The sequence below is a fragment of the Rhodospirillaceae bacterium genome, from assembly GCA_016712715.1.
In the GTDB taxonomy this organism is placed as follows: Bacteria; Pseudomonadota; Alphaproteobacteria; order Dongiales; family Dongiaceae; genus Dongia.
Window position 1 is genome coordinate 738,307 of the sequence record JADJQM010000003.1, and the last position, 20,269, is coordinate 758,575.

General features: G+C 65.5%; 18 protein-coding genes. 12 read left to right on the forward strand and 6 right to left on the reverse strand.

The window, feature by feature from the left end:
• The first annotated feature begins 120 nt into the window (after positions 1-120).
• Complete coding sequence (locus IPK59_21170) at positions 121-2,211, forward strand: PAS domain-containing protein (GenBank protein MBK8161152.1); 2,091 nt, start codon at positions 121-123, stop codon at positions 2,209-2,211.
• Positions 2,212-2,261: 50 nt separating this feature from the next.
• Here the strand turns inward: IPK59_21170 and IPK59_21175 are convergent, their stop codons facing one another.
• Positions 2,262-3,731 (reverse strand): alpha/beta hydrolase, encoded by a 1,470-nt coding sequence (locus IPK59_21175; protein MBK8161153.1) that lies wholly within the window; start codon positions 3,729-3,731, stop codon positions 2,262-2,264.
• A gap of 299 nt (positions 3,732-4,030) precedes the next feature.
• Between IPK59_21175 and IPK59_21180 the strand changes: the two genes are divergently transcribed.
• From IPK59_21180 to IPK59_21220, 9 genes are read left to right on the forward strand one after another with little or no spacing between them, the layout of a single operon-like run.
• Positions 4,031-6,670, forward strand: a complete 2,640-nt coding sequence (locus IPK59_21180; protein ID MBK8161154.1) for a YdbH domain-containing protein — start codon at positions 4,031-4,033, stop codon at positions 6,668-6,670.
• 39 nt (positions 6,671-6,709) lie between these two features.
• Positions 6,710-6,955: a YnbE family lipoprotein gene (locus IPK59_21185; protein MBK8161155.1), complete on the forward strand. Its 246-nt coding sequence runs from the start codon at positions 6,710-6,712 to the stop codon at positions 6,953-6,955.
• 17 nt (positions 6,956-6,972) lie between these two features.
• Positions 6,973-7,323: a YdbL family protein gene (locus tag IPK59_21190; protein MBK8161156.1), complete on the forward strand. Its 351-nt coding sequence runs from the start codon at positions 6,973-6,975 to the stop codon at positions 7,321-7,323.
• Between the two features lie 48 nt (positions 7,324-7,371).
• Positions 7,372-8,313: a MoxR family ATPase gene (locus IPK59_21195; GenBank protein ID MBK8161157.1), complete on the forward strand. Its 942-nt coding sequence runs from the start codon at positions 7,372-7,374 to the stop codon at positions 8,311-8,313.
• Between the two features lie 4 nt (positions 8,314-8,317).
• Positions 8,318-9,553: a VWA domain-containing protein gene (locus IPK59_21200; protein ID MBK8161158.1), complete on the forward strand. Its 1,236-nt coding sequence runs from the start codon at positions 8,318-8,320 to the stop codon at positions 9,551-9,553.
• Positions 9,550-9,876 carry an XdhC family protein gene (locus tag IPK59_21205; protein ID MBK8161159.1) on the forward strand — a complete coding sequence of 109 codons (327 nt, stop codon included), beginning with the start codon at positions 9,550-9,552 and terminating at the stop codon, positions 9,874-9,876. Before IPK59_21200 ends, IPK59_21205 begins: the two co-directional genes overlap by 4 nt.
• A complete protein-coding gene (locus tag IPK59_21210; GenBank protein MBK8161160.1) occupies positions 9,873-10,547 on the forward strand; it encodes an XdhC family protein in 675 nt (224 codons plus the stop codon). The genes IPK59_21205 and IPK59_21210 overlap by 4 nt, the downstream gene beginning before the upstream one ends.
• Entirely contained in the window at positions 10,544-12,175 is a 1,632-nt protein-coding gene (locus IPK59_21215; GenBank protein MBK8161161.1) for a molybdopterin-binding/glycosyltransferase family 2 protein, read from the forward strand. Before IPK59_21210 ends, IPK59_21215 begins: the two co-directional genes overlap by 4 nt.
• The gene (locus tag IPK59_21220) at positions 12,172-12,582 is read left to right on the forward strand and encodes an iron-sulfur cluster assembly scaffold protein (protein ID MBK8161162.1); all 411 of its coding nucleotides are present in this window, start codon (positions 12,172-12,174) and stop codon (positions 12,580-12,582) included. Before IPK59_21215 ends, IPK59_21220 begins: the two co-directional genes overlap by 4 nt.
• A 117-nt stretch (positions 12,583-12,699) precedes the next feature.
• On the opposite strand, the gene IPK59_21225 is transcribed toward IPK59_21220, so the two are convergent.
• The 4 genes from IPK59_21225 to ftsE are packed head-to-tail and all read right to left on the reverse strand — an operon-like array spanning position 12,700 to position 15,853.
• Positions 12,700-13,410, reverse strand: coding sequence for a 1-acyl-sn-glycerol-3-phosphate acyltransferase (locus tag IPK59_21225; protein ID MBK8161163.1), 711 nt, complete (start codon positions 13,408-13,410; stop codon positions 12,700-12,702).
• On the reverse strand, positions 13,407-14,153 hold the full coding sequence (locus tag IPK59_21230; protein ID MBK8161164.1) for a YdcF family protein: 747 nt from the start codon (positions 14,151-14,153) through the stop codon (positions 13,407-13,409). The genes IPK59_21225 and IPK59_21230 overlap by 4 nt, the downstream gene beginning before the upstream one ends.
• Before the next feature lie 21 nt (positions 14,154-14,174).
• A complete protein-coding gene (locus IPK59_21235; protein MBK8161165.1) occupies positions 14,175-15,110 on the reverse strand; it encodes a hypothetical protein in 936 nt (311 codons plus the stop codon).
• Positions 15,110-15,853: a cell division ATP-binding protein FtsE gene (ftsE, locus tag IPK59_21240; protein MBK8161166.1), complete on the reverse strand. Its 744-nt coding sequence runs from the start codon at positions 15,851-15,853 to the stop codon at positions 15,110-15,112. Before ftsE ends, IPK59_21235 begins: the two co-directional genes overlap by 1 nt.
• Positions 15,854-16,124: 271 nt before the next feature.
• Between ftsE and IPK59_21245 the strand changes: the two genes are divergently transcribed.
• Positions 16,125-16,901, forward strand: a complete 777-nt coding sequence (locus IPK59_21245) for a zinc-ribbon domain-containing protein (protein ID MBK8161167.1) — start codon at positions 16,125-16,127, stop codon at positions 16,899-16,901.
• A gap of 399 nt (positions 16,902-17,300) precedes the next feature.
• Positions 17,301-17,681 carry a response regulator gene (locus IPK59_21250; GenBank protein ID MBK8161168.1) on the forward strand — a complete coding sequence of 127 codons (381 nt, stop codon included), beginning with the start codon at positions 17,301-17,303 and terminating at the stop codon, positions 17,679-17,681.
• A gap of 74 nt (positions 17,682-17,755) precedes the next feature.
• On the opposite strand, the gene IPK59_21255 is transcribed toward IPK59_21250, so the two are convergent.
• Entirely contained in the window at positions 17,756-20,257 is a 2,502-nt protein-coding gene (locus tag IPK59_21255; protein ID MBK8161169.1) for a TIGR02302 family protein, read from the reverse strand.
• Positions 20,258-20,269: the final 12 nt, after the last annotated feature.

Sequence of the window (20,269 nt, forward strand, 5' to 3'; positions counted from 1 at the left end):
TCAATTGGCGACGCCAAAAAGCCATGCTAATGTATCATCTTGAATATTTCTGCCAACCCATTGATTCAGCGATCATGAACCGGGAGATTTGACGTGGCCGAACCATTGCCGGGGGATTCTTTGACCGCCACCAGCCCCGAGGAAACGAGGTCCAAATACGACCTCAGGGTCATTTTTCCGGCCATCATCCTGGTCCTGCTCGCGATCATCGGCCTGGTTGCCGTCAGCTATTTCGTGGCCCAGGAGCGCGAGCGCGAGGAAACCCAGTGGCAGTTGCGCATGGGCATCGTCGCCGACAGCCGCTTCACCGACATCGACCGCTGGCTGAACCGCCAGCTCGATGAGCTCACCGGCCTCGCCAAGAACGAATCCCTGCAGATCTACACCGACCAGATCAACGAATTGTCGGCCGATTCCACCCAGACCGACCAGGTAGAGGCGCTGCGCGACTATCTGCGCAATCTCCTCACCGTCACGGCCGACCGCACCGGCTTTGCCCTGCCCAACACGGACGGCAGCGATGTGCCGGCCAATGTCTCGGAGACCGGCGTCGCCGGCCTCATGATCATCGACAGCCAGGGCAATGTCGTGGCGGCCTCGCCCGGTGCCCCGCCTTTCACCGGCGAATTGCAGGCCTTCGTCTCCGGCCAGACGCAGGGCCAGCGCGTCATCGGCGACATGCGCCTCAACAGCCGCGGGGTTCCCAGCATGGCCTTCGTCGTGCCGATCCTCGCCGCGCAAACCGAAGGCGCCCAGGCGACGCAGATCGGCATCATCCTCGGCGTCAAGGAAGTGGGTCCGGAAATCTTCCCGCTGCTGAAGCAGCCGGGCGATGCCAGCGCCACGGCCAAATCCATCCTGGTGCGCTTCCAGGACGGCAAGATCACCTATCTCTCGCCCGATGAGAACGGCAAGCCGATGGCGGTCGAGCTCGATGCCGACACGCCCGATCTCGATACCGCCTTCGCAGCACAGAAACCCGGCGCCTTCGCCACCGACAAGCGCAACGCCGCCGGCGACCGGGTACTGGTGACCGGCCGTGCCTTCACGCTGGTGCCCTGGGTGCTCGCCCATACCATCAACTATGACGAGGCGCTGGGTGCCGCCGAGGCACGCTTCCGCAACCTCACCATCTATCTGTTCCTCGCGGTGGCGCTGGTCTTCGTGATCATCATCGCCGTCTGGCGCCATGGCTCCTCGCGCCGCGCCAGCCAGGCAGCGCATCTGTTCCAGAACATGGCCAACAAGTTCGAAAGCCAGAAGAACCTGCTGCAATTGGTGACCGACAGCCAGCCGACGCAGATCTTCATTCTCGACGACAAGGACCGCTACCAGTTCGCCAACAGCCAGGCCTCAAAGGCCGCCGGCATCCCCACGGCCGAGATGATCGGCAAGCCGATCGCCAACGTGCTGGGGCCGCAGGCGGCCAAGCGCTACATCACGCTGAGCCATGAGGCGATCGAACTGAAGCACGAGGTCTCCGACGTTGCCCGGTCCGAGGAGAACGGCAAGGTCAAGGTGGTTCAATCCGAGCACATCCCGCTGAAGGACCCGAGCGGCATGCCGAAATCGGTCCTGACCGTCGAACGCGACATCACCGACGTGGTGACCGAACGCGAACGCCGCGCCCGCATCCTCAATCAGTTGGTGAAGACACTGGTCGACGTGGTCGACAAGCGCGACCCCTTCGCCGCCCAGCATTCCTCGCGCGTGGCTAGGGTGGCCCGCGCCGTCGCCAAGGAAATGGGCCTGACCGAGGTCGAGACCGAAACCGCCGACATCGCCGGCAACCTTCTCAACCTCGGCAAGATCCTCATCCCCGAGCAGGTCCTCTCCAAGACCGGCCAGCTCACCGAGGCCGAGCGCGACATGATCAAGAACTCGATCCAGACCAGCGCCGATCTGCTGCAGGGCATCGAGTTCGACGGCCCGGTCGTCCTCACCCTGCGCCAGGCGCAGGCCAATTGGGACGGCACCGGCCAGCCGCCGGGCCTTGCCGGCGACGATATCATCGTCACGGCCAGGGTGATCGCCGTCGCCAACGCCTTCATCGGCATGATCAGTGAACGCGCCTTCCGCTCGGCACTCAGCATCGACGACGCCATCGAGAACCTGATGAAGGGATCCGGCAAAGCCTTCGACCGCCGCGTCGTCGCCGCCATGGTCAATTATCTCGACAACCGAGGCGGCCGCGCCGAACTGGAAAAGTAGGTCATTTGGCGCAGCCCGCATCCCTCCCCTGATGGGGGAGGGTGCATGCGTTACTCCACTGGCTTGACGAATTGCGGCGGAGTCGATTGGACCATGCAGATGTCGCGCGGTGCCGCGTGTGGTTCGTCGAGGAATTTCTGGGCGACATCATTGGCGCAAGGCTCGTTGCCCAGCACGTCATGGCCGATCCCGTCGAATTCCAGATAGAAGCTGTTGACCAGATGCGCGGCTGCGAGGCGCGCATAGGCCGGCGGCGTCACCGGATCATAAAGCCCGGTCAGCAGCAGCGTCGGTAGCTCGCTGATGACGGGTTCATTGTCGCTGGCGCGCAGCGGCTGCGGCGGCAGGGCCGCGCGCCAGGCAGCGCAGGTCTCGGCAAAGCTCTCGCTCTCGCCACCCACGGCCAGCCCCGCCAGCAGCGGATAGCGGCGATAGGCGTTGAGCGCCTTCGCCATGTCGTTGAAAGGCACCTCTTCCTGGCAGTGCACGCCCAGGAACATCGCATCGCCGAAATCGGGCCGGCCGAGATAATCGGCGATGTACTGGTCGACATCGCGCGTGATCTCGGCCTCGATATGGCGATCGTAGAAATCGATCACCTGCGGCACGAGCTCGATATCGGCACGGTTATAGAGGAGGTTGAACAGGCGGTTGATCAGAAAATTGCCGTCGACCACGATCTTGACCGTGCCATCGCTGTCTGGCTGCGGCCGCGTCAGCTTGAGCGGCTCGGCATCCAGCCGCTTCACGAGAGCGGTGAGCCGCGCGCCGAGATCGGCATATTGCAGGTGGCACAAAGCATCCCGCGCGCAGGCGTCGAACACCATGCGGAATGCCCGGTCAGTCGTGGCAGCATCGCCTTCGAGGAACTGCGCCTCGGGCGGGATCACGGAATCGAGGATCACGCTGCGGATGTCTCTTGGATATTGCCGCATGTATTCGAGGCCGAGCCGCGTGCCGTAGGAAAGGCCGTAGACATTCCAGGCCGGTACCTTCAGTGCCCGGAAGAGATCGTGGAGGTCGGCCGCGCCGTCGCGGCTGGTATAGGCACCCGGATTGTGGCCCTCCATCACCAGCCGTTTGGCGCAGGCGGCTGCCGCCTCGCGCTGCAGCTTGCCGGCCATGGCCGCGTCCGACATGGTGAGAAGCTCGAGGGCGATCGCCTCCAGCTCCACGCAATCGATGCGCGGTTCGACGAGGCCCGAGCCGCGCTGGTCATAGAGGATGAGGTCGCGCTGGCGCGGCCATTCGGTGTTGGCGACGAACTCCCACCACCATTCGATCCGGTCTGGGTCGAGCCAGGCCCCGTCGCCGGGGCCGCCTGCCAGATAGACGACCGGATCCGGCTTCGCCCCCGCGCCGGCGCGAATGATGGCGACCGGCAGGGACAAGGTCTGGCCCGGACCCACCGCCAGGTCGAAACCCCGCGTCTCCGGCACGTTGAGCCGGTAGCAGTCGACCGTCACATGGGCGGGTGCGTCAGACCAGCAATCGACCTTGGCCAGCACCGACGGTTCCACCGAAGGCGCGTCCGCCCACGCGGCCAGCGGCAGGGCGAGGACGACAAGCACAGGAACGACAAGGACAGGGAACCAGCCGGCAAATCGCATTGTTACCTACAATCGGGCCACATCACGCATGCGTGACAGGGGCACTTTGCTTGCAGCCGGCGCCCTCGGCAAGGCCGATCATCGGCACCGGGCATCAGCATCTGTGGCAAAGCAGCCGCCCGATGGCTAGACTGCGGCCAACGTCAAAATACGAGACCTCCCGCCCGGCGCTGCCCGCGTCCGGGACGGGAGCGGGAAAAGAAACAGGGATGGTGCCTTCGGATTCGATCAGCGACCAGCCGCCGGCTCCGGCGCCGGAATCGCCGCCGCCGCTCGCCGGACGTCGCCTCGGTTGGGGCCGGCGCCTGTTGCGGCTGGCGCTGCGCATCATGGCGCTGCTGCTCCTCGCCATGGCGGTTTCGCTCGTCTTTCGCGTCGACCTCCTCAACCGTGCGGCACCCTGGCTGCTCAGCCGCGAGCTGTCCCTGCCGGTCGACCTCGCCGTCCATAATCTCGACTGGCGCGGCGCCCATATCGACCGGCTGGTCCTTGGCAGCCAGCGCGACCTCGTCATCGAGGATATCAATCTCACCTACGATCCCTGGAACGGGCGGCTGGAGGCGGTCGAGATCGGCCGTGTCGCTTTGCTGGCGCGCTACGACACGCATTTCAGCCTGGGCGAGCTCGACCCCCTCATCGACCAGCTCCGCGCCATGGCGGCGGCACCCAGTGATCCCGCAGCGCCGGGCGCGCCCCTGCCCGACGTGCTGGTGAAGTCGATCGATATCGGCCTCACCTCGCCCGTGGGCTTCATCACCGGCAGCGGCCAGGCCAATCTCAATGCCCAGGCGATCATTGCCCAGTTCACCCTGCGCGAGCAGCAGGATTACGCCCGCATCGACATCAGCCTCGCGGCCCCCCTGGTGAAGGACGGCAAGCCGCCACTGGGCGATCTCACCTTGGTCATGGATGCGCATTCGGCCCTCTGGCCGCTCTTCGGCCTCGCCCAGCCGACCGGCGGCAACATCAAGGCCAGCGCCCATCTCCGCATGCCCGAAAGCGATCCCGCCAACACCAGCGCCGATGCGCCGCTGGCCCTCGCCGAATGGTCGCTGGAAGCGGTCGATTTCGCCTATCCGGGCCTGGCAGCGCCCATCGCCGGCACCCTCACGGGCGAGGCGGCCTACGGTCAGGACTGGCTCACCCTCGACAAGATCTCGGGCGGTTTCAAGGGCGGCCTCAGCGCGCCCTTTGCCGCCAAGCTCGGCGGCAATCTGCGCGTCTCCCCCCTGCTGGCGGCGCAGGAAATCAGCGGCGACCTCGCGCTGGCGGCCGATGGCGGCGATCTTTCCTTTCCGGGCGTTGTCGCCAGGCAGGTGAAGCTCGCCCTCGACCTGGCACTCACAGGCAAGGTCGATGCCGCCGCCGGCAGTTACCTCGACCTCACCTTGACCAAGCCCGGTTCGCTCAGCGTGAACCATCTCAACCTGAGCGAAGGCGCCCTCGTTCTGCCCAAGCCGACCACACTCGCCCTCCGGCCCGAGCCACTGCCGGCGGCCCATCTCACCTTCGCCGGCGGCAAGGCCCTCGCCGCCGATATCAAGCTCGCATTGGGAAAATCGACCCTGACCGTCGAACCGAAAGGGTCTGCCGAGCGACTGTTGATAGCGATGACCAGTGCCACGCTCAGCGGCCGCTATGAAGACGCCGCCCCACTCGCCCTCACCTTTGCCACCAAGGGCGCGCAGGTGGTAGCGCCCACCCGTGGCCTGACGCTCGGCAATGTGGCACTCTCCGTGATCTCCGATGCGAAAGGTATTGCCGCCAAGCTCAGCACCGGTGCCTTGGCCGGCCTCGGCGCCTTCACCCCCGTGCGCGGCGAGGCGGAAGCGACTCTGCTGGACGGCAAGGCCAGCTTCAAGGCGCGTTTCACCGGCGACGACCAGCCGCTCGATCTCCAGCTCAGCGGCAAGGGCGATCTCGCGAAATCCAGTTTTGCAATCGACCTCAAACTGAGTGCGCTCGATTTCGCCCTGGGCGGCCTGCAGCCCTATAATTTCTTCCCGCCCTTGCGCGACTATCTCGACGACGTCTCCGGGCGCATCGAACTTGAAGGCCCCGTGCGCTATGCCGGCGGCGCCTTCACCTCGGACCTCAAATTCGGCCTCACCAATTTCTCCGGCAAGGTCGGCCCCGTGCTGCTGACCAACGTCAATTCGGTGATCGAGATCGACAAGCCCTGGCCGCTCTCGACCAAGCCGGACCAGGTGGTGGCGGTGGAACTCGCCGATATCGGCCTGCCGCTCACCAACGCCCTCTTCCGCTTCAAGGTGAGCGACGGCAACCGGCTCGATCTCCAGGAATCGCGCCTCGAGATGGCCGGCGGCAAGGTCTCGCTCGATCCCGCGGTGGTCCTGTTCGACGCACCGGCCCATAACCTGAAGCTCACCGTCGACAGCATCTCGGTGGGCGAGTTGTTCGACACGCTGGGCATTGCCGGCCTGACCGGCGAAGGGTCAATTTCCGGTGAAGTGCCGGTCACCATCTTCCCTGGCGGCATCGCCATTCCAGCGGCCACACTCGCGGCGACCGCCCCCGGCGTGCTGCGCTATGACCGCAATCAGGCCCCCTTGGCCCTGCAAAGTGCTGGTGAATCGGTCGCCATGGCCTTGGAAGCCTTGGCCGATTTCCATTACGAAAAATTGATCCTGGATCTTAGCCGCAGCCTCGCCGGCGATGTTACCCTGGGCTTGCATATCAGCGGGCGCAATCCCAGCTTCTACGACGGCTACCCGGTCGAGTTCAACCTGACGGTCGAGGGCCAGCTCGACCAGGCCCTCAAGGAGGGCTTGGCCGGCTATCGGGTGCCGGATATGATCCAGCAGCAACTTGAGAAGCTATCGCCCTGACGGGAATCAATCCGATGGGCATTATTGAAGGTTCGCATCATGACAGGCCGTCCCCCTCAAGATCACCCGCAGCCGCAAGGTGCGGCATTGCAGCCCGGCATACTTCACATCGGCGCCGCATGCCTGGCACTGAGCCTGCTGGCCGGCTGTAACCCGACCGTGAAGGTCGAGGCGCCGGACAAGCCGATCGTGATCAACCTCAACGTGAAGATCGAGCAGGAGGTCCGCATCAGGGTCGACAAAGATGTCGACAACCTCGTCAGCTCGAATCCGAACATTTTCTAAGTCAGAAAGACAAAACGATGCGTAACGCCTTTCGCTCTCTCCTGGCCACCCTGCTGCTGATTGGCGGCCTTGGCCTTGCCAGCGCACCGGCCCATGCCGACGCCTTCGACGATGCGCGCGCTGCCGGCCAGGTCGGTGAGCGCGCCGACGGCTATGCCGCCGTGGTCGATCCCGCGGCACCTGCCAATGTGAAGAACCTGGTCAACGACATCAACGCCAAGCGTCGTGCCGCCTATCAGAAGATCGCCGATGAAAAGGGCGTGCCGATCGAACAGATTGCCGCCATCACCGCCGAGAAGATCATCCGCGAGATCCTGCAGCCCGGCATGTACTACATGGACGCAAGCGGCAGCTGGAAGCAGAAATAGCCGCGTCCCGTTTGACGCCATCTTTGCCGGGAAGGGGACGCCTCGCAGATGAGCCAACGCAGCCTGCCCGCTGATATCGACGAGACCCTCGCCCTGTTGGGCGAGGGTCATTACGTTGCCGATCGCAGTCTCGCCACGGCGATCTTCCTTGCCCTCAAACTGAAGCGGCCATTGTTCCTCGAAGGCGAGGCCGGCGTCGGCAAGACCGAGATCGCCAAGGTGCTGAGCCAGACGCTCGGCCGCGACCTCGTGCGCCTGCAATGCTACGAAGGCCTTGACGTGGCGGCCGCGGTCTATGAATGGAACTATGCCCGCCAGATGCTGGAGATCCGGCTCGCCGAAGCCGCCCATGAGGGCGACAAGAGCAAGATCGCGGCCGACATTTTCTCGGAGCGATTCCTCATCAAGCGTCCCCTGCTGCAGGCCCTGGAGCCCAATCCCAAAGGCCCGCCGGTCCTCCTCATCGATGAGCTTGATCGCACCGACGAGCCGTTCGAGGCCTTCCTCCTCGAGATCCTCTCCGATTTCCAGGTGACCATCCCCGAGATCGGCGTCATCAAGGCGGCCGAACCGCCGCTCGTCATCATCACCTCCAACCGCACGCGCGAGATCCACGATGCGATCAAGCGGCGCTGCTTCTATTACTGGGTCGACTATCCCAGTGCCGCGCGCGAGCTTGAAATCCTGCGCATGAAGGTGCCGGCGGCCTCACGCGATCTCGCCCAGGAAGTTGTGGCCTTCGTGCAGCGCCTGCGCGGTCGCGAACTGTTCAAGCTGCCGGGCGTCGCCGAGACGATCGATTGGGCGGATGCGCTCCTCCAGCTCAACCAGACCTCGCTCTCGCCGGAGGTCATCGACAACAGCCTCGGCGCCCTCCTCAAATACCAGGACGACATCCAGAAGATCCGCGGCAGCGAAGCGGCCAAGATCCTGGAAGAGATCAAGCTCGAGGTGCAGACCGCCCGCCTCCACGCTTCGCTGTCTGTGTGACGCCATGGGCGCCGATCAGCCCACCCAGGATCAGCCCCACCAGGATCAGCCGAGTGAAGGCCGCCTGTTCGAGAACATCATGCATTTTGCCCGCGTGCTGCGCGGGGCGGGTCTCCCCATCGGTCCAGGCCAGGTGTTGGATGCGCTGGCGGCAATAAAGGCCGCCGGCATCGGCAGCCGCTCGGATTTCTACTGGACGCTGCACGCCGTCTTCGTCAATCGCCGCGACCAGCGCGAGCTTTTTGACCAGGCCTTTCATGTCTTCTGGCGCAATCCGCAACTCCTCAACAAGGTGCTGGGCCTGCTGCTGCCGCGCTTCAAGGGCGACGAACCTGATCCGGCGCAGCCGGAACTCGCACCGCGCGTCGCCGATGCCTTGACCGGTGATCGCCCGCAACAGGCGCCAGACGCCAATGACCAGGAAGAAGTGACGATCGACGCCAGCCTCACTTATTCCGAACGCGAACTGCTGCAATCCAAGGATTTCGAGCGCATGACCGCGGCCGAGATCGTGGCGGCGAAGAAGCTCATCAGGAATTTCCGCCTGCCGATCATGGAAGTGCCGACCCGCCGCTACCGCCCCCATCCCGGCGGCCAGCGGGTCGATCTGCGCGCAACACTCCGCGCCAGCCTGCGCAGCGCCGGCACCATCCCCTTGAAGTTCAAGAAGCAGAAGCGCCGTCATCCGCCGCTGGTCGTGCTGTGCGACATCTCGGGCTCGATGAGCCGCTATTCGCGCCTGTTCCTGCATTTCCTCCACGCCGTCACCAGCGACCGCGACCGCGTCCACACCTTCCTGTTCGGCACGCGCCTCACCAACATCACCCGTGACCTCAAATCGCGCGACATCGACGTCTCCCTCGACCGGGTGGCCAAGCACGTCCAGGATTGGTCGGGCGGCACCCGCATCGGCCCGAGCCTTGCCGAATTCAACAAGAAATGGGGCCGCCGCGTGCTGGGCCAGGGGGCGCTTGTCCTCCTCATCACCGACGGCCTCGACCGCGACGCCGTGGAGCAGCTCGAGGAATCGATGGAGCGGCTGCACAAATCCTGCCGGCGCCTCATCTGGCTCAATCCGCTGCTGCGCTATGACGCCTACCAGCCGATCAGCCAGGGACCGCGCGTGATGATCCGTCACGTTGACGATTTCCGGGCAATCCATAATCTCGAATCCATGCATAATCTGACCCAAGCCCTGGCCACGCCGGGCAGTCATCGTTTGGAAATGAGGGCCGCATGAGCCACATGCAGGAAGAAGATTTGCTGCAGGTCGCAGCCGATTGGAAACGCGCCGGCCGCCAGGTGGCGCTCGCCACCGTCACCGCCACCTGGGGTTCCAGCCCGCGCCAGCCGGGCAGCCAGCTCGTGGTCGACCATGAAGGCCGCATGCTGGGGTCGATTTCCGGCGGCTGCGTCGAGGGCGCCGTGGTGCGCGAGGCGATCGAGGTCATGGCGGACGGCAAGCCGCGTCTGCTCGATTTCGGGGTCACCAACGAACAGGCCTGGGAAGTGGGCCTCGCCTGCGGCGGCAAGCTGCAGATCTTCGTCGAGCGCGTCGAATGAAACTCACTCTCATCGACCAGCTGGCCGATCTTGCCGCGGCAAGGCAGCCGGCGGCCCTGGTGACGCATCTGGCGACCGGTGCCCAGACCATCTTCACCCCCGACACCGGCGATGACGCGGTGGCAGCCGCCATCGCCGACGACCGCAGCGGCGAGCTTGAGATCGACGGCCGGAAATGTTTCGTGCTGGTGCGCAACCCGCCGGCGCGCATCATCGTCGTTGGCGCCGTGCACATCACCCAGGCCGTGGCGCCGATGGCGCAACTGGCCGGCTACGAGGTGATCATCGTCGATCCGCGCGGCGCTTTTGCCACCGCCGAGCGTTTCCCCGGTGTCACCCTCTCGCAGGATTGGCCCGACGAGGCGCTCGAGAAGCTGAAACCCGATACGCGCTCCGCCGTCATCACCTTGACCCATGATCCCAAGCTCGACGATCCCGCTTTGACCGTGGCGCTGCGCAGCGAGGCTTTCTATATCGGCGCGCTCGGCAGCAAGAAGACCCATGCATCGCGCGTTGAGCGCCTGCGCGCGGCCGGCTTCGCCGACAGCGAGATCGCGCGCATCCACGGCCCGGCCGGCCTCGATATCGGCGCCAAATCGCCGGCGGAAATCGCCCTCTCCGTCCTCGCCCAACTCACCGCCGCGCGCCGCCAGAAGCCGACATCGCGATGATCTTCGCAGAATTGCCGCTTACCGATTGCGCCGGCGCCATTCTCGCCCACAGCCAGCGCGTCGGCGCCGACATGTTCCGCAAGGGCCGTGTCCTCACGGAAGCCGACATCGCCGCCCTGCGCATGGCCGGCCTTGTCCATGTGACGGTGGCCAAGCTCGACGCGGATGACGTGGCGGAGAACGCCGCAGCCCAGCAATTGGCCGAGGCGCTTGCCGGTACCGATCCCCATCTCACCCTCGATCCGGCCTTTGCCGGCCGCGTCAACATCCATGCGGCAAGTGCCGGCGTCCTCGCCCTCGATGTGGGAGCGATCGATGCGCTCAATGCGCTCGACGAGGCGGTGACCCTGGCAACCCTGCCGCCTTTCGCAGCGATGGTGCCGGGGCAGATGGCCGCGACCATCAAGATCATTCCCTATGCCGTGCCGCGCGCTTTGCTCGACCAGGCACTCACCCGCATCCGTGCCGCATCACGCCCGCTGCTGCGTCTCCATCCCTATCGTTCGCAGCGCATCGCCCTCATCCAGACCGAGCTTCCCGGCCTGAAACCCAGCGTGCTGGAAAAGACCGAACGCGTCACCGGCGATCGCCTCGCCGCCATGGGGCAGTCAGCCCCCATTGCCACGCGCTGCGCCCACAACAGCGACGCCCTCGCCGCGGCAATCGCCGATGCACGCCGGACTGAAGCCAAGATGATCCTCATCATCGGTGCTTCCGCCATCAGCGACCGCCGCGACGTCATCCCCGCCGCCATCACGCGCCAGGGCGGCACGGTCGATCATTTCGGCATGCCGGTCGATCCCGGCAATTTGCTGCTGCTCGCGCATATCGGCACTATCCCCGTCCTCGGCCTCCCCGGTTGCGCTCGCTCGATCAAGCTCAACGGCTGCGACTGGGTGCTGCAGCGCCTGCTGGCGGGGCTGGAGGTCGGCCCGGCCGATATCCGCGCACTCGGCGTCGGCGGTCTGCTGGCCGAGATCCCCAGCCGCCCGCTCCCGCGCGAGGCGCGGCCCTTGGCCGCCGCCGCGCCGAAGACCGCCGCCATCGTGTTGGCAGCCGGCCGCTCCAGCCGCATGGGCCGCAACAAGCTGCTGCTTGATCTCGGCGGCAAGCCGATCGTCGCCCATGTGCTGGACACCGTCGCGAAGGCGGGCTTTGCCGAGATCGTGGTGGTGACCGGCCATCAGGCCGGCAAGGTGAAGGCCGCGCTGGCACACCATGCCGGCGTCAAAATCGTCGAGGCGCGCGATTACGCGGCCGGCATGGCAGCCTCGCTGAAGACCGGCCTGAAGGCGCTCTCGCCGGAGATCGATGCCGCCATGGTCATCCTCGGCGACATGCCGCAGGTCTCGCGCGATCTCCTCCACCGCCTGATCGCCGCCTACCAGCCGTTGGAAGGCCGCGCCATCGTGCTGCCGGTGGCCGACGGCAAGCGCGGCAATCCCGTGCTGTTCGACCGCCGCTTCTTTGCCGACATGGCAAAGGTCGACGGCGATGTCGGCGCCCGCCATATCATCGGCGGCAACAGCGAATTGGTGGCTGAGATTCCGGCCGAGGCCGCCGAGATCTTCGTCGATGTCGACACGCCGGAAGCCTATCGCCAGTTGCTGGCAGGCAACCCGACATGAGCACCGCGCTCTATCACGACGCTCTCGTGGCCAAGGCGCGCTCGGGCGCCGGCAAGGGCCGCCTGGCGCAAGCCACCGCGAGTGCCAGGCTCGACAACCCGCTCTGCGGCGACCGCGTGACGCTCGACCTTCATCTCACGGATGGCCGCATCGATGCAGTGGGGCATGAGGTGAAGGGTTGCCTGCTGTGTGAAGCAGCGGCGGCCAGCATCGCCGACCTCGCCCTCGGTCAGACACCGGACGAAGCCCGGTCGCTTGCCGCCGGTATCACCGCCATGATGAAGGAAGGTGCGGCAGTCCCCCTGCCGGCACTCGACATCTACACGCCGGTGCAGACAGCCAAATCCCGCCGCGACTGCGTGTTGCTGCCGTTCGGCGCGCTGACCAAGGCGTTAAGTGGATTGTGAGAACCTCTCACCCCAACCCCTCTCCCCGCAAGCGGGGCGAGGGGCTTTTGAGCAAGCTCGATCGGAACTCCCTCGCCCCGCGATAGCGGGGAGAGGGTCGGGGTGAGGGGTTCTAACCTAAGGCTCTTTCGCCAACCGCTCCGCCGCTGTCTCGATGCGGGATTCCAGTTCGCGCATGAAGCTCTTGCGGTCGAGGCCGGGGGGAATCGGCGGCAGATATTCGATGGTGATGACGCCCGCCTTCTTGACGAAGGCCTGCCGGCCCCAGAACAGGCCCGAATTCAAGGCGATCGGCACCACCGCGACACCCAACTGCGCATAGAGGGCGGCGATACCCGGCTGGTAGGGCTTGCGCGCACCGGGGGCGACACGGGTGCCTTCCGGAAAGATCACGACCGGTCGCCCTTGGGCGAAGATCGCCTTGGCATCCGCCACCATCTTTTTAAGGGCGCTCGCCTTGCCGCTGCGGTCGATGGCGATCATGCCGACCCGCGCCAGGAACCAGCCGAAGACCGGGATCATCAGCAGTTCTCTTTTGAGCACGAAGGCCGGATGGTTGAGCCGCCAGGAAAGATAGAGCGTCTCCCAGGCCGATTGATGCTTGGCGGCGACCAGCACGGGCCCTGCCGGCAGGTTCTCCGACCCCACTTCGCGCATGGTGAGGCCGACACAGACTTTCAGCAGCCACAGGCTGCCCGCGATCCAGATCTTGCCGGCGGCATGGATCGCCGGCGCCGGTGCCACGAGCAGCGGCAGGCAGACGATATGCATGAAGACCGACCACAGGAAATAGAGCGCGTTGAAGATGACCGCGCGCAGCGTCGTCATGGCAGCTTCAGCCAGTCGGGCCAGGAGAAATTGATCTCCGGCCAGCTCATTTCCGGCAACGACCAATCGCCTGTTTCCTGCATCTGCCCGGTCCACAACATCAGGTCCTGCAGCACCCCGCGGCCCCAGGCACCGACGAATTTGTGATACTCGCCGACGATGAGGGCCAGCAGGCTCGGCTTCACGAACCACCAGTCATCCTGCACTTCCTTGGGAAAGACCGGATGTGGAATGATGGTGATGCCGGGCAGCGTGCGATGGAATTCAAGCTGGCTGCGCTTCATGTGATAGTTGGCCGTCACCAGCCGCACCGACTGCACCTTGTTGTTGCGCACCCAGGCCGCGGTCTCGACCGCGTTGCCGACCGTGTTGCCGGCCTCGTAGCCCAGTGTCACACAGCAATCGAGCAGGTTCTGGGGGGCCACACTCTTGTCGGCGCCCATGTTCTCGATCACCTGCTGCAGGGTAACGCCTTGTGCGACACCGGTGATCAGCAGGCGTGGCGACAGGCCGGCACCCAGCAAGCGGAAGCCTTCGGCCAGCCGGTCGCCGCCGCCCGTCAGCACGGCGATGGCATCGGTCTTCGTCTCGGGATCCTTCACCTCGCGCGGGATGAACCCGGCAAAGATCAGGAAGCCGATGAACCAGACGAATCCCAGCAGCAGCAGCAGATGGACGAGCTTGCGCCCCAGCCCTTCGCGCTGTGCGTGCGGATCGCGGAAATTGATGCGGTTGACCCCCATGGCGCGCCCTATCTAGCAGGTTCAAATAAACCGCGCCAGCGACCGCAGCACGGTCCAGCGGGCGGTCACCATGGCGATGAGGGCGGTGGCAAAGGGCAGCAGGCCCAGCACACCCCATTGCCAGGGCAGCAAACTGAGATCGAGGGAAAGGCCGGGTGCGGCCAGATCGTCGCCGCCCGCGCCAATACTGGCCGGCGCGATGCTGCCCGTCACCTGCAGCAGATGCTCGGCGCCCAGCAGCGTCCCCACGGCCAGCAGCGTGCCGACGATCCCGCCGACGATGCCAAGGCGCAGCGACTGCGCCTGGAACTGCTGCGCGATATAGGCATCGGGCGCGCCGATGAGATGCACGATCTCGATGACGCTGCGATGGATCGACAGGCTGGTCCGGGTCACGAACACGATGGTGATCGCCGTGGCCGCCAGCACCAGGGCGGTAAGCAGCGTTGCCAGCAGCTTGAGGCCGCGCAGGAACGAGAGCGCATCGGCGATCCAGGCCGCGTGATCGTCGACCCTGGCCCCCGGCTGGATGGCATTGAGGTCGCGCTGCAACTGCGCCTGGTCCAGCACCGCATCCTCGCGCAGGTTGACGGCGATCATCGCCGGCAAGGGAATATCGAGTTCGGTCGCCTCCGCCCCCAGCCACGGCTCCAACAGCCGGGCGATCTCGCGGTCGTCGAGGAGCGTGGTGCCGGCGACACCTGGCGTGGCACTGAGCAGATCGATCACCTGGTCGAGGAGCGCGCTCCGTTCAGTAACACCGATATCGTCGGTGAACGGCACCTCGACCGTCAGGTTGCCGGTCAAGCCCGTCTGCCAACTGGCGGAGAGGCGATCGACCACCATCGCCGTGCCCACCGCGAGGGCCGCGAGATAGACCATGAACCCCAGGATCCAGGGCAGGAACTTCGCCGCGGCATCGCGGTCGAGCGGCAGGTCGGAGCGCAGGCCCAGCATCAGGCGTCACCCGCCATCGTCGTCCCCGCCGGTACCGCTCCCGGGGGCATCGCATAGGGTGAGTTGGGCTGCGAGACGCCGGCCGGGTCGAAGATCCGCACCGAGCTCTGCTCGAGCCGCAATTGCCGGTGCGTGAAGCGGCTGACCAGCGCGTCGTTATGCGTCGCCACCACCACCGTGGTGCCGAGCTTGTTGAGTTCCTCGAACAGATACATGAGCCTGAGGCCGATCACGTCGTCGACATTGCCGGTGGGCTCATCCGCCAGCAGCAGATTGGGCCGCGCGATGACCGCCCGCGCAATGGCGACCCGCTGCTGCTGCCCGCCCGAGAGTGTCGCCGGCAGTGCGTTGAGATGCTCCGCCAAGCCCACCCAGCTCAAAAGCTCGCTGCAATGCCGCTTGATGTCGGCCTCGCGCACCCCGGCGACACGCAGCGGCAGCGCCACATTGTCGAGCGCCGAGAGATGCTCGATGAGGCGGAAATCCTGGAACACCACGCCGACGCGGCGGCGGATCGAGGGAAAATCCTTGGGCTGCAGCGTGGCGACGTCGCGCCCGAACAGGTTGACCAGGCCCGACGTCGGACGCAGGCCCAGATACATGAGCTTCAGCAGCGACGATTTGCCGGCGCCGCTCCGCCCGACCAGGAAATGGAACGAGCCCGGCGCCAGGGTGAAGCTGATATCTCTGAGGATCTGCGGCCCGGCGCCGTATTGCACCGAGACCTGATCGAATAAAACCACTGTCGCCTATCCAAACTGGCCGGGACCCGTGACGCTGGGTCGAACGAAGAGGGCGCCGAACGAGGGCGCTGGTCGGCGCTAACATGGCATAGCGCCTTTGCCTTCGTAAAGCCGATGCCACCCGGCGCCTGGCCGTCGACTCGGGGCGAAGAATAGCGATTTTTCAGGCCCTTGCGCAGCGGCCGGCCCGATGATCTGCGGCGCTTGGGCTTGTCCGATGGCATTCCCGGACCTATAAAGATCACGGGTTTTAGAGCGAGCGGACGAATCAGTGATTGTTTCCTGCCCAGCCTGTGCCACCCGGTTTTCCCTGGATGCTGCGTTGCTTGGAGACGCCGGGCGCAATGTGCGTTGTGCGAAATGCGCCCACAAATGGAAACAGCTGCCACCCAAGCTGGAGAATCCCGATGGGACGCCCGCTGAAATCGCCGGCTTAGGGCCAGCAACCGACTCGCCGGCCGAAGCCCCGTCAGAGGGACATGCGCCGGCTGAGGCGGCGGCTGGCGAACCCTCGGTCGAGATCCCGGCAGCACCGCCCCGGCCGCGCACGCCGCAGCGCCCAACCGGCCCGATCACCGTCCCGCCCAAGCTCCGCCCGATGATGCCCAAGCGGCGCTTCGCCTTCCGCCCGGCCTATCTGCTGGCGGGTATTCTGGTCGGCCTGCTGGCAGCAGCCTTCCTGTTCCGCGCCGAGATCGCCCGCACCGTGCCGGCCCTCGACCTCGTCTACAGCCTGATGGGCATCTCGACCAGCAGCCCGGTCGACGATCTCGAGCCCGCCAATCTGGTCTACAGCAAGCGCAACGAAGACGGCAAAACGATCTTCTCGGTCCAGGCCGACGTGTTCAACAAATCCGAATTTCCGGTCAAACTGCCGCAATTCGCCGTGGTGCCGCTTGATGCCAGCCGCAAGCGCCTCTTGCCGGAACATGTGTTCCGGCTGGAGCAGGAAATGATCGAACCCGGCGAGACCATCACCTTCCGCACCTTTACCGAAAGCCTGCCCAAGGGCACCAAGACCCTGCGAATCGAGTTCCGTCCCAAATAGGCCGGGCGGCGAAGCTCTCCACGGCGGCCATTTCAGCCGCTAAGATCCTGAAACCAGGATAAACTCCCTCATTTCGCCCCTTTTCCCGCCGCAAATCCGCCATCTTTGCCTGGCGGAATGATGTCCCAGGAAGCCATATCTCACCAAAAATTAACGGTTTGATCCTAAGCTCATCTGGAAATTGAGAATTGCTTGTCCCCCTCACACCAGCGAAGCTGGCGGACTGGTCGGGGCAGGTGAAGGGAACCGGGCCCGGACGAGTTTGTTCAATCGCCGCTGCCGCCATGTCGGCGCAGCATTTGGGACACGCTTGGTCGTGGTTGCTGATGGAAGTGGTGAATGATGTCGGTCATGTCTCTGCGCGCTGCGAATTACAGAACCAGAAGGGCTGAAAATACAGTGTCCGCGATCTTGCTGGCTGAAGACGACGAATCGGTGCGCGCCTTCGTCACCCGCGCCCTCACCCATCGTGGCCATGAAGTGACCGCCGTCAGCGACGGCGACGCCGCCATCGAGGCCCTGAAGGCCCAGACCTATGACCTCATGCTGACGGATATCGTCATGCCCGGGCTGGATGGCCTGGCGCTCGCCGAGACGGCGGCCAAGATCAATCCGCGCATGACCGTGCTGATGATGACCGGCTTCGCCGAAGCCCGCCAGCGCGCCGACGACGCCCGCGGCCAGAGCCCGGTTGCCGACATCATCACCAAGCCGTTCAGCCTTCAGCAGATCTGCAACGCGGTCGACGCCGCCTTGGCCGGCCAACGTCCGGCAAGCTGAACGGCCCCTCACCTCTCCGGAAAAACAGCACCAACCCCTCAGAACTGCTTCAGCAGCCGGTCGAGATAGTCGCGCTAGGGTTTCGGGCGGTTGGGCGCGTTGCGGCGCTGGCGCAGTTCTTCGAAAATGTCGCGGGCCTTCTGCGGGTCCTCGCCCTTGCCGATATCGACATTGGAATTGTCGATCGGGTTGCCACTGGATCCGTCTTCATCGGTGGGCCTCCCTAAGGGATCCATCTTGTCGCGGGCACCCCGGCCCGGCACCTTGCCCGCCTGGCGCTGCATCATTTCCTGCGCCGCCTGCAGCCCCTGCTGCAATTGACTGAGCGCGTTGTTCTGGTCGTCGGCCGCGGCGCCGAAATCCTGGTTGCCGAGCTTGTCGACGGCACCGCGCATGTATTGTTCGGCTTCGCCCAACCCCTTGGGCAGATCGCCCAGCGCATTGCCGAAGCGCTGCATGAGATTGCCGAGGTCGCGGCGCAATTGTTCCTGCCCCATGGCGCCCGACCCGGTGCCCTGGCCGTTGCCGCCATCGCCCATCTGGCCTTCGCCCATCTCGCCTTCGCCCATGCCCTGCTGGCCGGGCTGCTGGCCTCGCTGGGCGTTATAGCTCTCCTCCAGCAGCTTCTGCTGGCGCTGCATCAGGCGCCCGAGCTCGCTGCTCAGCTCCTGCTGCGCGCGACCTTCCGGGCTCATCATGGCGGGGACGCCGGCCTGCAGGTTCTCCATCAGCTTCTGGAGCTGGTCGAGCATTTGCTTCGCGGAATCCTTCGCCCCCGAGCGCGCCATGTTGCGCGCATCGTTGAGCATCTGGTTGAGATCCTGCTGCGAGAGCTTGAGGCCGTTGGGCGAGAGCTGGCGCAAGGGTTGGCCGCTTTCCATCGCGCGCTCCAATTGCTGCTGGAGGTCCTGCATGTAGCGGTTCATCGCTTCCTGCAGCTGGTTCATCAGCCGCTCGATCTCCTCATCCGAGGCGCCGCGATCAAGCGCATCCTGCAATTCCTGCTGCAGGCGGCGGAACTCGCTCAGGGCCAGCGACGTGCCGCCATCCTCGAGATCGACCGCGGTGTCCCACATCAATTGCAGGATCGGCGGCAGATGCGAGGGGGCAAAGCCCGGCGTGGTCAGGCGCCGCGCTGCGAAATCCATGCCCATGAAGGCCACGATCCGGTCCTCATAGGTTTCAGGCTGCGACTTCAGCACGTTGAGTTCCTGCGCCACCGAGTCATGGAACTGCCAGTCGCTGGCGACGCGCTTCCTGAGTTCGATGATGGCGCGCGCCACGGGATGGAAGAATTTCCGCTCCGGCAGCGTCAGCGCCATCGGTGCCGAGGCGCCGATCTGCCCCATGGCATCGCGCGCCACCAGGCGGAGTTCCACGTCAAGCCCGGCCCAGGCATGGGCGGTCAAATCCTGGAAGCTGCCGCCTTGTGCGGTGTGTTGCCCTTCCGCATCGATGCCGCCCTGGGCCAGCGCCAGCTTGAATTCCATGTTCTCTGATCCGCGGCTGACCACGAGGCGGAGATCCGTGACGCCGTAATCGTCGCGCGCGGTATAGCCGAGGCGCAGCACGCCGCGCTCGGTGACGCCGGGCTGCCCGCCGAACTGCGCGCTGGGCGCCATGTCGGGCACCACCTCAACTGGCCATTCGGCGACGGTGGTAAGGCCCGATTGCACGCCGATGCGATCGCCGGCGGTAAGCGTCGCCTCGGCGCGTTGCGTCGTGGCGTCGAGCGCGTCGAAGGGCAGCTTCTCATTGTTGGCGACCAGCGTCGCCGGACCGCCCATGCCGCTGGTGGGCAGGCCCTGCGCCTGCATCAGCAGGCGCGATCCCGACGGCACGACCAGCGGTTTCCCGGCTTCCGCCCCACTCACTTCCGATTTGGCCGCCATGTTGAGGCTGACCGGCGGCAGGCCGGTGTAATCGGGCGGCGTGATCGAGGCCTCGACGCTGATGAGGTCGCTGTCTTCGAGGCCCGAGAAATTCGCAATGACGGCCTGCTCGAGGCGGCGCTGCCAGGCTTCGCTCGCAATGAAGAAAGCCGCCACCGCCAGCAGCCGGCAAAGCTGGCGCAGGGCCTGCGGATCGCGCTTGGCTAGGCCGCTATCCAGCCAGCGGAGATCGAGCCGCCCGATCGAGGCCATGAGCCGCGCCCGATGCCGCTGCCACAGGCTGGTGGCGCCGGGGTCGATGAGGTTGCTGACCTGGGCGTCGTCGATATGGGTGAGCGGGCGGTGGCTGAGGCCGCTATCCTGTTCCAGGCGCCGCAGCGCGTCGCGCCAGGCCGGCAGGCGGAATCCCCGAAAACCGCGATAGAGCGCGTAGCCCAAGGCAAGGGTGGCAAGGACCAGCAGCGCGATATGCCCCCAGACCGGCAGCAGCCGCGGCAGGCCGATCCAGGCAATGGCGAGACCCAGCGCCAGGACGGCCACCGGCGGCGTCAGCGCCGCCCACAGCCGTTCGACCAGCAGGGCACCCCAGGCGAGAACCGCCATCGCCCGCACGCGCGCAGGCAAGCCTGTCGGTGTCGTGGGCGTCTTGGCCGTCTCTTCCCCGAGAACCGGGCGCCTTGCCATCTGTCCTCCTGG

Coding starts and splice junctions, on each gene's coding strand:
- IPK59_21230 (MBK8161164.1), bottom strand. CDS start 14,153: ATGGGGGTCAACCGCATCAATTTCCGCGATCCGCACGCACAGCGCGAA.
- IPK59_21220 (MBK8161162.1), top strand. CDS start 12,172: ATGAGCACCGCGCTCTATCACGACGCTCTCGTGGCCAAGGCGCGCTCG.
- IPK59_21185 (MBK8161155.1), top strand. CDS start 6,710: ATGACAGGCCGTCCCCCTCAAGATCACCCGCAGCCGCAAGGTGCGGCA.
- IPK59_21190 (MBK8161156.1), top strand. CDS start 6,973: ATGCGTAACGCCTTTCGCTCTCTCCTGGCCACCCTGCTGCTGATTGGC.
- IPK59_21255 (MBK8161169.1), bottom strand. CDS start 20,257: ATGGCAAGGCGCCCGGTTCTCGGGGAAGAGACGGCCAAGACGCCCACG.
- IPK59_21200 (MBK8161158.1), top strand. CDS start 8,318: ATGGGCGCCGATCAGCCCACCCAGGATCAGCCCCACCAGGATCAGCCG.
- IPK59_21205 (MBK8161159.1), top strand. CDS start 9,550: ATGAGCCACATGCAGGAAGAAGATTTGCTGCAGGTCGCAGCCGATTGG.
- IPK59_21225 (MBK8161163.1), bottom strand. CDS start 13,410: ATGACGACGCTGCGCGCGGTCATCTTCAACGCGCTCTATTTCCTGTGG.
- IPK59_21235 (MBK8161165.1), bottom strand. CDS start 15,110: ATGCTGGGCCTGCGCTCCGACCTGCCGCTCGACCGCGATGCCGCGGCG.
- IPK59_21180 (MBK8161154.1), top strand. CDS start 4,031: ATGGTGCCTTCGGATTCGATCAGCGACCAGCCGCCGGCTCCGGCGCCG.
- IPK59_21195 (MBK8161157.1), top strand. CDS start 7,372: ATGAGCCAACGCAGCCTGCCCGCTGATATCGACGAGACCCTCGCCCTG.
- IPK59_21210 (MBK8161160.1), top strand. CDS start 9,873: ATGAAACTCACTCTCATCGACCAGCTGGCCGATCTTGCCGCGGCAAGG.
- IPK59_21215 (MBK8161161.1), top strand. CDS start 10,544: ATGATCTTCGCAGAATTGCCGCTTACCGATTGCGCCGGCGCCATTCTC.